At 63.6% G+C, this 12557-nt stretch carries 10 protein-coding genes; 6 read left to right on the forward strand and 4 right to left on the reverse strand.

Annotation, left to right across the window (positions count from 1 at the left end):
* Positions 1 to 142: 142 nt before the first annotated feature.
* Positions 143 to 1045, reverse strand: coding sequence for a patatin-like phospholipase family protein (locus ACP148_RS00225; RefSeq protein ID WP_185926694.1), 903 nt, complete (start codon positions 1043 to 1045; stop codon positions 143 to 145).
* Between the two features lie 231 nt (positions 1046 to 1276).
* Here ACP148_RS00225 and ACP148_RS00230 point away from each other — a divergent pair, with 231 nt between their 5' ends.
* The 6 genes from ACP148_RS00230 to ACP148_RS00255 are packed head-to-tail and all read left to right on the forward strand — an operon-like array spanning position 1277 to position 9091.
* Complete coding sequence (locus tag ACP148_RS00230) at positions 1277 to 3643, forward strand: heavy metal translocating P-type ATPase (protein WP_185926693.1); 2367 nt, start codon at positions 1277 to 1279, stop codon at positions 3641 to 3643.
* Between the two features lie 16 nt (positions 3644 to 3659).
* A complete protein-coding gene (locus tag ACP148_RS00235) occupies positions 3660 to 5108 on the forward strand; it encodes a YfcC family protein (protein WP_185926692.1) in 1449 nt (482 codons plus the stop codon).
* Positions 5109 to 5130: 22 nt separating this feature from the next.
* Positions 5131 to 6360: an arginine deiminase gene (locus ACP148_RS00240; protein WP_185926691.1), complete on the forward strand. Its 1230-nt coding sequence runs from the start codon at positions 5131 to 5133 to the stop codon at positions 6358 to 6360.
* Between the two features lie 24 nt (positions 6361 to 6384).
* A complete protein-coding gene (gene argF / locus ACP148_RS00245) occupies positions 6385 to 7386 on the forward strand; it encodes an ornithine carbamoyltransferase (RefSeq protein WP_185926690.1) in 1002 nt (333 codons plus the stop codon).
* Positions 7387 to 7390: 4 nt separating this feature from the next.
* The gene (arcC, locus tag ACP148_RS00250; RefSeq protein WP_185926689.1) at positions 7391 to 8302 is read left to right on the forward strand and encodes a carbamate kinase; all 912 of its coding nucleotides are present in this window, start codon (positions 7391 to 7393) and stop codon (positions 8300 to 8302) included.
* Positions 8303 to 8320: 18 nt separating this feature from the next.
* Positions 8321 to 9091 carry an SDR family NAD(P)-dependent oxidoreductase gene (locus ACP148_RS00255; protein ID WP_185926688.1) on the forward strand — a complete coding sequence of 257 codons (771 nt, stop codon included), beginning with the start codon at positions 8321 to 8323 and terminating at the stop codon, positions 9089 to 9091.
* A 44-nt stretch (positions 9092 to 9135) separates the two neighbouring features.
* Here ACP148_RS00255 and ACP148_RS00260 read toward each other — a convergent pair whose 3' ends face one another.
* The 3 genes from ACP148_RS00260 to ACP148_RS00270 all read right to left on the reverse strand — a co-directional run bounded on the left by ACP148_RS00260 (position 9136) and on the right by ACP148_RS00270 (position 12432).
* Positions 9136 to 10179, reverse strand: a complete 1044-nt coding sequence (locus ACP148_RS00260) for a type II glyceraldehyde-3-phosphate dehydrogenase (RefSeq protein WP_185926687.1) — start codon at positions 10177 to 10179, stop codon at positions 9136 to 9138.
* On the reverse strand, positions 10176 to 11516 hold the full coding sequence (locus tag ACP148_RS00265) for an SAM-dependent methyltransferase (protein ID WP_245165600.1): 1341 nt from the start codon (positions 11514 to 11516) through the stop codon (positions 10176 to 10178). Before ACP148_RS00265 ends, ACP148_RS00260 begins: the two co-directional genes overlap by 4 nt.
* Before the next feature lie 100 nt (positions 11517 to 11616).
* Complete coding sequence (locus tag ACP148_RS00270; RefSeq protein ID WP_209006421.1) at positions 11617 to 12432, reverse strand: RNA polymerase sigma factor; 816 nt, start codon at positions 12430 to 12432, stop codon at positions 11617 to 11619.
* Positions 12433 to 12557: the final 125 nt, after the last annotated feature.

Raw genomic sequence — 12557 nt, forward strand, 5'->3', positions numbered from 1 at the left:
ACTTCGCAGGATCGGGCACCCTTGCCCCGGAACCGACATCCGTCGACCGACGGCGCAACTACAAAAAAACTGTGCAAGCCGCGAAGCTGGTGTCATTAACAGGGATGTCGCACTGTTCGTTTCAAAGCACTGATCCAGTTTTTTATCCTGTAATTGAGCCGGCCAACCGCTCCGCCTTTCCGGGATTAAGCAACGCCTCCATTTCACCATAAGCGCGGCGCATGGCTACGGCCCCCGCGGCGATGCAGTGCCGTTTCAGCGAAAATTCAAGCGTCCCGATGGTCTGGCGAAACGCGGGCCGGTTCACCAGATCCGCCTGATCGAACCGAAGCCGTGCATGTTCATACTGGCAGATTTCTATGGATCGCAGCATCGCCTGCATGCCGTTTTTCGGGCCAACCGCGTTTTCGCGCTGGCTTGGGTCCACGGCGATCACGACCTCTGCACCTGTTGCCCTTGCAACATCGACCGGCGCTATGTCGGCATAGGCCCCGTCCATCAGCACATGCGGTCCATCGACCAGGGGCGGCAATATCCCGGCAAGCGCCGCGCTGGCATAGACGTAATCCGTGGCACGCCCCTTGCCAAGGACCACACGTGTGCCGGTCAGCATGTCGGTTGCGCAGACGAACACCGGGATGCGGCCATCCTCCAGGTTTTTGCCCTGCGTCAGGCCGGACAGGACGCTGCGGCCCCATGACTCGGTACGCGCGCCAACCCCCCAGCCGAAGTACATGTCCTGCGCGGCAAGCAGAGCGGTCCGAAGGCCCCTCATTCTTGCGGCCAGACCGGGCAGGCGAAAGTCCGGAGTTGCCGGAAACCCGCTGGTATCCACGTCTACCAGTGCGTCGAACCAATTGTCATTCAGTGCGTAGGTGGCGCCCGCAACCGCACCCATGGATACCCCTACGATTGCGCTCGGCACAAAGCCTCGGGAGATCAGCGCGCGTAGCACACCCGCATGAGAAAGACCCCTAGCGCCGCCACTGAACACAAGGGCGAAGGATTTGTGGGTCTTGCCGCTCGGCTTTGCGAGCCCCGTCAATGTCTTGTCTCCATTTCAATGTCTCTTTCAGAATTGACGCTGAACGAGACACATCGTTACGCAACCGGATTTGCCCCATACCTCGTGATCTGAGACGATGGAAACGCCCAGCGGCCGCCGTCCGGCCAATTCCGCCCATCTGCCAGTGTAATGACTGAAGCCGGGCCGCGTCTATCACTCAAACATCCAAGCGGTCGATCCCGATCGCAACAAAATCGACAGGAGCCAACATTGAAGACACTGAACCTTGAAGTCGGCGGGCTATTCGAGGAACTCGATCATCTCGCGGTCGAACGCCATTTGTCAGCTCTGGACGGCGTGCACCGCGCCGAAGCGAACCCGGCATCGGCAAGCGTGACAGTACATTACGACGAAGCGGCGGTCAGCGAAGAGACGCTGCAGCGCACAATTCAAACCTGCGGGTTTCACTGCGCCGGGGAGCGGGTTCCGAACCACGTCTGCCATGCGGACCACCAGATGCCCAAAGGGGATGCATCCGCCGGCCATGATGCAATGGCGCATGAGATGGGCCACGGCGGCGGCATGGACATGGCCGACATGGTCCGCGACATGCGCAACCGCTTCTGGGTGGCGCTGCTGTTCACCGTCCCGATCTTCATCTATTCGCCGATGGGGGGCATGTTCACGCCGCCCGCGCCGCCTTTCGGTTTGAGGCTGGACCTGTGGCTGTTCTTTCTGGGCAGTGCCGCGATCATCTGGCCAAGCTGGCCGTTCTTCGTCGCCGCCTGGCGGGCGCTGCGCAACGGCATCCTGAACATGGCAGTGCTGGTCGTGCTGTCGGTCGGCACGGGCTATGTGTTCAGCGTCGGCTCGACCTTTTTCTTTCCCGGCGTGCAGTTCTACGAGGCCGTGGCGGTGCTGCTGGTCTTCATCCTGCTGGGCCACTGGCTGGAGATGCGCGCGCGCGCCGGCGCTTCGGCTGCGATCCGGGCGCTTCTTGATCTTGCGCCGCCGATGGCGACCGTCATCCGCGACGGGCAGGAGGTCGAGGTGCCCACCTCCGAGGTGCTGCAGGGCGAGATCGTGCTGATCCGGCCCGGCAACAAGATCCCCGTCGATGGCGAGGTCATCGAAGGCACGTCGCTGGTGGACGAATCCATGCTGACGGGCGAATCCATGCCGGTGAACAAGGCCGTGGGCGACACCGTGATCGGCGCCACGATCAACAAGAGCGGCAGCTTCCGCTACCGTGCCACCAAGGTCGGGGCCGACACTGCGCTGGCGCAGATCGTCAAGCTGGTGCAGGAGGCGCAGAACTCCAAGGCCCCTGCGCAACTTCTGGCCGACCGCGCCTCGCAATGGCTGGTCCTGATCGCCATCGTGATCGGGCTTGCGACATTCGCGGTGTGGTTCTGGTGGATCGGCTCGCCGCTGCTCTTCGCGCTGACGCTGACCATTACCGTTTTCGTGATCGCCTGTCCCGATGCGCTGGGGCTGGCCACGCCGATGGCGGTGATGGTCGGCACCGGGCTGGGGGCGCAGCACGGCATCCTGTTCAAGAACGCGGGCGCGCTGGAAGACGCGACCAAGCTCGATGTGATCGTTTTCGACAAGACCGGCACCCTGACCATGGGCCAGCCGCGCGTGGTCGAGGTGGTGTCCGGTGAGGGCAGCACCGAAGATGATGCGTTGCGGGCCGCGGCGGCGGTCGATCGCGGTTCCGACCACCCGCTGGCCCTGGCCATTGTCGAGCGCGCCGCCGACCTGGACGTGCCGCAGATGGCCGGGTTCCTCAACCTCGAAGGCCGGGGCGCGCGCGCCGAGATCGCAGGCGAAACCGTGCTGGTCGGGAACCGGCGGCTGATGGACGAGGAGGGCATCGACGTTGGCACCCTGACAGCCGAGGCCGAGCGCCTGAAGGGCGAGGGTCGTACGGTCGTGCATGTGGCGCAAGCGGGCCGGATGCTGGGCCTTATCGCCATCGCCGATGCGCCGCGCCCAAGTGCGGTGGCCGCCGTGGCCAAGCTGCGCGAACGCGGGGTCGAGGTGGCGATGCTGACCGGCGACAACGAAGGCACCGCACGGCGGATCGCGGCCGAGCTGGGCATCGACATTGTGCTGGCAGATGTTCTTCCGGGCCAGAAGGCCGAGAAGGTGAAAGAGCTTCAGGCCCAGGGCAGACGCGTCGGCATGGTCGGTGACGGTGTCAACGACGCACCCGCGTTGACCCAGGCCGATGTCGGATTTGCCATCGGTGCGGGCACCGACGTGGCGATGGAAAGCGCCGATGTCGTGCTGATGAAAAGCGATCCCTACGATGTCGTGGGGGCCATCGAGTTGTCGCGCGCCACCTTGCGCAAGATGCACCAGAACCTGTTCTGGGCCGTGGCTTACAACGTGGTCGCCTTTCCGATGGCGGCAGGGGTGTTTTATCCGTTGATCATCAGCCCCGCCGTGGCAGCGCTTGCCATGTCGGGCAGCTCCGCGCTGGTGGCGGTCAACGCGCTGCTGCTGAAACGAACGCGGCTGGAAGGTATTGGTGCGGGCAAGAGTGGGTCCGCCAGCGGCGGCGGTCAGGGCGATGCGCAGGCAGGCCAGGTGCCGCTTCACGCCGGACACTCGCAGAAATCACATTGAATAAGGGGGACTTGAGATGTCAGACACATCATCGACCAAGACACCGGACGGGAAGGGCATGGCGGCGCGGTTTCCGACCGCCTACACGATCCTGTTCGGTCTGATCATCGTCGTCGCGGCGCTGACCTGGATCATCCCGGCGGGCCAGTATGACCGCGCCATGAACGAGGAGGTGGGCCGCGAGATCGCCGTGCCCGGCACCTACCAGGAGGTCGATCCCAACCCGCAGGGCTTCGTCGATGTGATGCTGGCACCGGTCGCCGGGTTCTACGATCCCGACAGCTATGCGGCCAATGCCATCGACGTGGCGCTGTTCGTGCTGCTTCTGGGTGGTTTTCTGGGTGTGGTCAACGCCACCAAGGCCATCGACACCGGCATCCAGACCGCGATGGTGCGCCTTAAGGGGCGAGAGATATGGATGATTCCGATCTTGATGTCGCTCTTTGCCCTGGGGGGGACGACCTATGGCATGGCCGAGGAAACGCTGGCCTTCTATGCGCTGCTGATCCCGGTGGTGATCGCGGCCGGCTACGATTCGGTGACCGGCGTGGCAATCATCCTGATCGGCGCCGGGATCGGCACGCTGGGATCGACGATCAACCCCTTCGCCACGGTGATTGCCTCGAACGCGGCGGGCATCCCGTTCACCGAAGGCATGGCTTTGCGGCTGGTTATTCTGTTGGGCGGCCTCGCAATCTGTGTCGCCTACGTGATGCGCTACGCATCAAAGGTCAAAGCCGACCCGGCCCGGTCCGTCGTTGCCACGCAACGCGACAGCGACCGGCAGTTTTTTCTGAACGAGACGGATGCAGAATTCGAGGAGCCAAAGCTGAGCGGCACCCAGAAACTGGTTCTGATCCTGTTTTTCGCGACCTTTGCCGTGATGATCTGGGGGGTCTCCAGCCAGGGATGGTGGATGGCCCGGATGGGCGCGCTGTTCTTCGGCATGGCCATCGTGGTCGGGCTGGTGGCGCGGATGGGGGAAAAGGCGCTGACCGCGTCCTTTGTGGAAGGTGCCAAGGATCTCCTGGGGGTGGCGCTGGTGATCGGTCTGGCGCGCGGCATCGTGGTGATCATGGAGCAGGGCCTGATTGCCGACACGATCCTGAACAGTGCCGCCGACGCGCTTGGTGGCCTGCCTCAGATCGCGTTCATCAACCTGATGCTCTGGATCGAGATCGGGATGAGCTTCCTGGTGCCCTCGTCGTCCGGCCTCGCCGTCCTGTCGATGCCGATCCTTGCCCCGTTGGGGGATTTCGCGGGGGTTGGCCGTGATCTCGTGGTGACGGCCTATCAATCGGCGAGCGGGCTCGTGAATCTGATCACGCCGACATCGGCGGTGGTGATCGGCGGTCTGGCCATCGGGCGCGTGTCGTTCGACCGCTGGATCGTCTTCATCTGGCCCCTGCTGCTGATCCTCGTCGTCTTCATCTCGGCCGGGATCAGCCTGGCCGCCATTCTCTGATTGAATAAAGGAGGCATCCCAGATGTCTGAACTGAAATTGGGCGTACATTCCGAAGCCGGCACGTTGCGTCAGGTAATCGTATCGCCGCCCGGCCTTGCGCATCGCCGCCTGACCCCTGACAACCGCGAAGACCTGCTGTTCGACGATGTTTTCTGGGTCAAACAGGCGATCAAAGACCACGCGGTGTTTGCCGACCTGATGCGCGGTGAGGGGATCGAGGTGCTGGACGCCATGGCGCTGCTGGGCGAAACGCTCGACCTGTCGGATGCACGCGCCTGGGTTCTCGACCACCGCGTCACCCGCAATGACGTCGGCGTTGGGATGCGGGACGAGCTGCGCGCTTGGATGGAGTCCCTCTCCGGCGCCGATCTCGCGAGATTTCTTGTGGGCGGCATCAGGGTGGACGACTTGCCTTTCACACCTTCCGGCATGTTCGGCGCCTATCTTGGCCCGCATGGTTTCGTGCTGCCGCCGCTACCGAATTTCATCTTTACCCGTGACAATTCCGCGTGGGTCTATGGCGGGGTCAGCCTGAACCCGATGCATTTCGCCGCGCGGCGGCCCGAAACGCTGCTGATGGCGGCAGTCTACCGGTTCCATCCGACATTCGCGGGTCGGGTAAGGGTCCTGTTCGGCGATCCGACGCGCGAGTTCGGCACCGCCACGCTGGAAGGCGGTGACATCATGCCCATCGGCCACGGTGTCGTCATGGTCGGCATGGGCGAACGATCGACGCCACAGGCGGTGGGCCAACTGGCCGAGGCGTTGTTCGAGGGTGGCGACGTGACGCGGGTGATCGCCTGCCAGATGCCCAGTTCCCGTGCGGCAATGCATCTGGACACCGTTTTCACCCATTGCGGGGGCGATGTGGTGACCACGTTCAAGGAAGTGGCGGATGCGATCACCTGCTATGACCTGCGCCCAGGCGCGGGCAAGACGGCGCTCGATATCCGTCGCGACGCCCGGCACCTGTTCGAGATCACCGCCGAGATCCTCGGCCATAAGAAACTGCACCTGGTGCCTACCGGCGGTTCTGATGCGGCCGAGCAATCACGCGAACAGTGGAATGACGGCAACAACGTGCTGGCGCTGCGCCCCGGCGTCGTCATCGGCTACGACCGCAACGACGATACCAACGCCGCCCTCAAGGAGGCCGGGATCGAGGTGCTGGCCATCCCCGGCGCAGAACTGGGTCGCGGCAGGGGCGGCAGCCATTGCATGAGCTGCCCGACGATCCGCGACGCCATTTGAACCCTTCGACGACAAGGAAACCCCATGTCCTACAACCTGAGAAACCGCCATTTCCTGACCCTGCGCGACTTCACCCCGCAGGAAATCGGCTTCCTGCTGAAACTCTCCGCCGACCTGAAGGCCGCGAAATACGCAGGCACCGAGGTGCCGCGCCTGACCGGCAAGGAGATCGCGCTGATCTTCGAGAAGGACAGCACCCGGACCCGCGTCGGTTTCGAGGTGGCCGCCCACGATCAGGGCGCGCATGTCACCTACCTCGGCCCTTCGGGTTCGCACATGGGCAAGAAGGAAACCGTCAAGGACACCGCGCGCGTGCTGGGCCGGGTCTATGACGCGATCGAATATCGCGGATTTGGTCACCCCATAGTCGAAACGCTGGCGCAATACGCGGGCGTGCCGGTCTATAACGGGCTGACGGACGAATTCCACCCGACGCAGATCCTTGCCGATTTCCTGACCATGCAGGAACATTCCGACAAGCCGCTGCGCGAGATCGCCTATTGCTTCATGGGCGATGCGGGCAACAACATGGGCGACAGCCTGCTGATCGGCGGGGCCAAAATGGGTATGGATGTGCGGCTCTGCGCGCCCGAGAGCCTGTGGCCGGGCCAGGCGATCCGCGACGAGGCAGATGCCATCGCCGCGCAGACCGGCGCACGGATCACGCTGACCGATGATATGGAAGCCGCGGTGAAAGACGTCGATTTCGTCTATACCGATGTCTGGGTGTCGATGGGCGAGCCGAAAGAAAAATGGGCGGAACGGATTGAGCTGCTGACGCCCTATCAGGTGAATGCCGACGTGATGGCCAAGACCGGCAATCCGCGCACCAGATTCATGCATTGCCTGCCCGCCTTCCACAATGCCGAGACCGAAACCGGCGCCGAGATCGCCGAGCTTTTCGGCATCTCCGCGATGGAGGTGACGGAAGAGGTGTTCGAAAGCCCGGCCTCAATCGTGTTCGATCAGGCCGAGAACCGGCTGCACACCATCAAGGCTGTGCTCGTCGCCACGCTGGGGTCTTAGCGCCATGCTGGTTGTCGCAGCCCTGGGGGGCAATGCCCTGTTGCGCCGGGGCGAGCCGCTGACCGCCGAGGCGCAGCGCGCCAACGTCGCCGGTGCCGCGACGGCGCTGGCTCAGATTATCCGCGCCGGGCACAGGCTGGTCATCACCCATGGAAACGGCCCGCAGATCGGCCTGCTGGCCCTGCAAGGCGCGGCCTACAAGCCTGACGACGCGTTTCCCCTCGACGTTCTGGGTGCAGAGACCGATGGCATGATCGGCTACATGATCGAACAGGCGCTCGAAAACGCCCTCGGTCACGACCGCGCGGTGGCCACGCTGCTGACCCAGATCGAGGTCGACCCCAGGGATCCTGCCTTTGACCGGCCGACCAAGTTCATCGGTCCGGTCTATGACAAGGCAGAGGCCGAGCGGCTGGCCGAAGCGCGCGGCTGGAGCATTGCCGCCGATGGTCCGCACTGGCGGCGCGTGGTGCCGTCGCCGATGCCCAGTGACATTCCCGACCTGAAGGTGCTGGAACTGCTGCTCGGTCATGACGTCACGCTGATCTGTGCGGGCGGTGGCGGCATTCCGGTTATCCGGCGGCCGGACGGATCGCTGATCGGGATCGAGGCGGTGATCGACAAGGATCATGCGACGGCGCTTCTGGCCCACAAGTTGAAGGCCGATGGTCTGCTGTTGCTGACGGATGTCGAGGCTGTGTTCCGCGATTTCGGCACTAATACACAGGCGGCGATAAGGCAATTGTCACCGGAGGACGCAGTGCGCCTAGACCTGCCCGACGGGTCGATGGCACCGAAAGTGGCAGCCGCTGCGACATTCGTCTCGGGGCGCGACCGTTTCGCCTGCGTGGGCCGCCTGGAAGACGCTCTTGCCATGCTGGAGGGCCGCGCAGGGACGATGATCGCAAACACCTGAAAGCAAGGAGGACCAACCATGAAACGTCTGAAAGATAAAGTCGCCCTGATCACCGGCGGTGCGGCAGGCATCGGTCTGGAAACCGCGCGGCTCTTCTTGAGTGAGGGGGCCAAGGTCACACTTGTGGACCTCCACGATGACGACCTGTCGGATGCTGCGCGGGATCTGGGCAGTCCGGACGACCTGCTGACAATCGCAGCCGACGTCTCCTCGGTCGAGGATTGCAAGAGATACGTCGCGCAGACCGTCGAGACGTTCGGGCGCATCGACGTGTTCTTCAACAATGCCGGAATCGAAGGCAAGGTCGCGCCGCTGGCCGACCAGAAAATCGAGGATTTCGACCGCGTGATGGCGGTCAATGTGCGCGGCGCGTTTCTTGGGCTGCAGCATGTCCTGCCGGTGATGACTGGGCAGAAATGCGGCAGCGTGATCAACATGTCGTCGATTGCGGGCCTCAAGGGCAGCCCGAACGTCGCACCCTACATCACGTCGAAACATGCCGTCGTCGGTTTGACGCGCGCCGCCGCGATAGAGGTCGCAAGGCACAACGTGCGCGTCAACTCCGTGCATCCCTCGCCGGTCAACACGCGGATGATGCGGTCGCTGGAGGAGGGGTTCAATCCCGGCCACGGCGAGGAGGTGAAGCAACAGCTTGCCGACACGATCCCGCTGGGCCGCTATGGCGAAAGCCTCGATATTGCCAATCTGGTCCTGTTCCTTGCCTCCGACGAATCCGCCTTTATCACCGGGGCGCAATATCCCGTCGACGGGGGCATGGCGGCGGGCTGATCGGATCTCTGCCCATAGGGGTCGGAACCGGCCGCCGGGGGCCGTTAGGTCGCCGTGAGCGTTCCGACCCCAAGTGCGGCGTTCGTGCGCGCAATCGACGTCGATGCGTCGCGCTCGGCCTCGGTCAGCGCACGGATCGCGTCGATGGTTTCGGGGATCACGATGGCCTGGTTGTCGACCATATAGGCATAGAACAATTCGTCGCCCTCGACCGTGAGCATGTCCTCCCACAGCGCGACCTCGTAGAGGCTGTCATTGGGGCGTCCGAGATCGGCCATCATCTCCTTGACCGCGTTGAGCGCGCCCAGGCCCTCCGACATCTTGATCAACGCGATGCGCGAGGAGGCGCGGAACGCGTCCAGCACTTCGTCCCTGGAGGCATTGCGCGGCATCCTGACCGACCAGTAATGCAGATGCGCAAGCGTCTGCGGCACTTTCACGGCCATGGTGATCACGTCGAGATCGGGATCGACGCTTTGCGCATCCGGGCCCTGATGGCTGGGGATCTCGGGCTCGGGGACAAGCGTGTTCATGATCCCGCCCATGTGGCTTTCCCATGGGTCGGTGGCGCGGCGCAGCAGGGTTCCGCGCGCCGCGCTGAGCAGCTTGGCCCGCTTGAGCGCCCCCAGCGTGCGCACGATCGAGGTCGTGTTGCAGGACACGACGCGGGTGCTGTCGCGCCCGATGGCGCTGGCGTAATTCGCTTCGGCGACGAAGGAATGGCCTGTCACCTCGTGCTTCTCGCCGCCATGAAGGATGAACCGGATTCCCGTTTCGCGGTAGGTCTCGACATTGCGCGCGGCGACTTTCTTCGGTGTGCAGTCCACCACGATATCGGCAGAGCCAAGCAGGTCGTCGAGACCGCCTGCCACGTCGAGACCGGCCGCGCGCATGGCCGGGGCGCGATCCGGATCGGCCGCGAAAAGCGCGAAGCCCTTCGCGCGCGCCATCCGGGCCCGCCAATCGGCGGTGACATCGGCCACGCCGGCCATCTCCATGTCATTCTGGGCGGCGACCGCGTCCGCCACCCGTTTGCCGATCACGCCGTAGCCGTTCACGGCGACCCTGATCCGTTTTTCATCTGTCATGACGCTCTCCTCGTGTCTGTATCGGACGACATGTTACCCGCAATCTGCCCCGCCTCGGTCTCGGCGATATAATTCCGGGTCAGTGGAACGCTGTCGCGGCGTTTGGCAAGCTGGATCTGGAAGACCATCAAGCGGCCATTCCGGAACGCCATTTCGCAGGCGGCCAGGTAGAACTCCCACATGCGGCAGAACCGTTCGTCGTAGAGCATTCGCGCGGTCTCACGTTCTGCGGCGAAGCGTCCGGACCAGTGGCGCAGTGTTTCGGCGTAATGCAAGCGCAGGACCTCGACATCCGTGACCCACATCCCCGACCGCTCTGCTGCCGCGATGGTTTCGGACAGAGTTGGCAGATAGCCGCCGGGGAAGATGTACTTCCGGATCCACGGATCGCTGCCGCCTTTGGGCGCCTTCGTGCCGATTGCGTGCAACAAGCCCACGCCATCGGCCTTGAGAACCCGCTGGAGCGTTCCGAAAAACGCATCGAACCCGCTGCGGCCCACATGCTCGAACATGCCAACCGACACAACGCGGTCATACTGGCCCCGCTCTTGACGGTAGTCGCGCCGTTCGAAGGCGACCCGATCCGACAAGCCGGATCGCGCGGCACGGTCGCGGGCGGCGGCGATCTGTTCGGTCGAGAGGCTCAGGCCCGTGACGCGGGCACCATGTTGCCGTGCAAGCTCCATCCCCAGCCCGCCCCAGCCCGAGCCGATATCCAGAACCTCCAGTCCGGGCCGCAGCAGCAGCTTTGCCGCGATATGCCGTTTCTTGAGCGCCTGGGCCTCCTCCAGCGTTTCGCCGCCGGTGGGGAAATAGGCGCAGGAATATTGCCGGTCCGCGTCGAGAAAAAGGTCATAGAGGTCGGTCGAGATGTCATAGTGATGCGCCACATTGGCGTGCGACCGGCGGATCGGATTGTGATGCAGGCTGCGGGTCCGAAACCCATCCAGCCAGCGGGTCAACCGCCTGCCGGGCAATGCGTCGACTGCATCCATCTGCGTCATGCAGATCGACAGTAGGTCGCGCAATGTGCCCGCCTCGATGCGCAGCGTCCCGTCCATATAGGCCTCGCCCAGTGCCAGGCTGGGATTCGCAAGCAGCCGCGCAGGCAGCGCCCTGTCGGTCAGACGGATCGACACGGAAGGGCCGCCGCCGGGGCCGAAACGCCAGGTCTCGCCAAGGGGATCGAACACGGTGAGACGACCGGTTCGCACGAGGTGGCCAAGCGATCTGGCAAGCAACCACATGCCCGCCCGCGCCGGCGCGAGGCGCCCGCGTCCGGTTCGGCCCCCCTGATGTTCATAACGCTGATCGTGAGAGGTTTCGCCATTGGACATGATTGCTTGCTCCATCCCGTTATTCTTCCAAAGGCGGCATCAACAGCCGCTGTCTGGTAGAACAGACGAAGGACGGGAATGTTCATTACAGAGCGACGGTCTACGAACCCGGCGGATGGCGTGGAAGACTGGACATAGGCTGGCAAAATCCTTGCAAGACTGATCGGCATGTCCGCGCTGACAGATCGTAGTCCACGATCGGCGAATTGCGTTGATGCCGGAAAGAGAAGGCCCGCGCATCCGGGTTCAGTCCGTCGTTTGGGCCCCGGCATCGTCTTTCAGCGCCTGAAAGCGCGCGCGTGCCTTTTCCGTCGCGTCGCAATCGCAATCGAGAAAGCCATGAACGGGGCAGGTCAGGCACATCTGTTCCAACCTCGTCTTCAACGCCTGTCGACCCCGGGTGGAGACGGACGGTGAGGTTGTTCAGCGTGATGCCAAGGTCTGCGGCGACGGTCTCGCGCGGCTGCTCCTGAAGATCGACGCGCCAGATCACTTCCGCGTATTCCGGCTTGATCGTCGGCAGCAGTTTGTAAAGACAATTGCAAATCGCCTCGTCGAGTTCTTCGTCGAACCCGTCTTGGATGTTGTCCAGGTCGGTTGGGGCCATCACCACCTCCCTCTGACGCTGCCGCGCAACCTTGCGACCGTAATCCGCAATCGACGACGCCAGGATCTGACTGAGCCAGCCGCGAACGGCGCGCACATCGCGTAGTTGCTCGGAGCGGTCTATGGCCCGCAGCATGAACGTTTGCAGGACGTCCTCGGCGGCGTCCGCATCGCCCAGCCGTCGAATCAGGAAACGCAGGACATGCTGACGGCCTTCCACCAGCGCACGACGCACAGCGGTATCCGCGACCTTGGCGGCTGTATCGCGCAGATATTCTACGGAAGAGCGGTGTTTTCGGTCCTCATTCATATCGCACCTCTGTGGAGTACGACGCCGAAGCACCGGAAACGTTACAGCGTCAGGGTGTTTGGCTTGCTCCGATTGCTTGCGGTTCTGTCATTGCTTTGCCGAGGCTCGAAGAATCGGAGGCTCGG

The sequence above is a fragment of the Pelagibacterium sp. genome, assembly GCF_965249125.1.
Classification (GTDB): Bacteria; Pseudomonadota; Alphaproteobacteria; order Rhizobiales; family Devosiaceae; genus Pelagibacterium.